The organism is Candidatus Protochlamydia sp. W-9 (assembly GCF_001950615.1).
In the GTDB taxonomy this organism is placed as follows: Bacteria; Chlamydiota; Chlamydiia; order Chlamydiales; family Parachlamydiaceae; genus Protochlamydia; species Protochlamydia amoebophila.
Genome location: NZ_BCPZ01000228.1, coordinates 1 through 1,429 on the forward strand (window position 1 = coordinate 1; position 1,429 = coordinate 1,429).

1 pseudogene is annotated in these 1,429 nt (G+C 30.6%); it reads left to right on the plus strand.

The annotated features are described in order from the left end of the window. Window positions 1-744: 744 nt before the first annotated feature. Window positions 745-1,429: pseudogene (locus BU804_RS07425) on the plus strand (hypothetical protein); the annotation flags it as partial.

Below are 1,429 nucleotides of genomic sequence, written 5' to 3' on the forward strand. Positions count from 1 at the left end.
AAATAAACCTAAACCAATAGAAATATTGTTTTTATATCGATAAAATTTAAATGGTGGTTATATTATTGAGCGGTATAAGAGACTCTTTTATTTAATAAATAAAAGAGAAATACCAAGTATTGATCGATCAACTAATTTATTCAACCGTTAGAAGGTTAAAGAAAGCACACAAACAACTGCTAAAACGACAAAGAATTGTTCAAGCAATACCCGAAAAGCCCAATAATAGGCTTCAAAGATACAAATTACACGATGGAAAATCTAAGCTTAAGACTAAGACTTTGGCATTTTAGGAAAAACTTAACGTTCGATAGCCGATTAGAATCGAAACATATTTTTTAAAGAAGTTTTCTTAACTTCTTAAGTTAGCAAAGTATTTATTTAAGAATTCTAAAACATAACAATCTACCTCTTCAAATTTTAAAAAAGTTGAAAAATTTGGCACGCATAAATGTCTCTTTTTGCAAAGAATCGGGAACTCTGACCCTTGATCTATTACGAAAACATTTCCTCTACAATTAATCTAAAACAGGCTTGGGTAATTTTTCCTATTAAAGTTTAAAGATTTTGTTTTTAAACTTTATCAGATTCTAATTATTCTATAAGAATTTTCAATTGATAAAGATATTTTCTATTTAACTACATATTTCATTTCATTACTATTGTAATGATATTTATTTGTATATTATATTATTCAAAAATCTATATAATTTAAAAATTATTTAACTAATTTGGAAGGTAATTTTGAATATTCATAATCCAAGTGTTAATCCTAGTAATCTCCTCGCTAACGCAGACGCTCATTCTTATTTTCGATCGAACAGTTATTTAAAATTTTCTGAACGAATTGGTTTGCTGTGTAAAACAATTTTTCAGGGCTTCCTCAACTTATTCTTCAATTATCTCGAAAAAGAGCAGCTTCAGTCTCAATGGAGAGAGATTTCTTGGGGACGAAAAGAAATTACGATTCCCAAATTTATTGTAAGTCGCCTCGCATCATCTGGTATATCGTTAACAAGTTCGAGTCAAACTCTATGTGATGCCCCTCCTTTTTCAATAAGAACGCGCACTCAGAAAACTATTGATAAATTTGAGGATGAAAACAAACTTTTATTAAAGTCTTTAGCTAACCCAGAAGAATTAAATGCTTTAGAGGACACTTCCCCAAAGAAAATTGAGTCATCCACACAACCTTCAGTTTGTTTCTCTTTATCCCAGGAATTTAAACTGAGATTTCAGGATGGAACTTCGCTAAACATCTCCTATTCTCAACTAGCTTTGTTAAGGCAAAAATCGCCCTATTTTAAAAGTCTTTGGTCGGGAAATTTTCGAGAAACCCTTCAAGTTCCTCTCACTTTGACGCAAAAAGAGTTTACCCATTTGCTCGATTGCCTGGAATATTCTATTTCTTTTGTTCCTTTGGAAGATA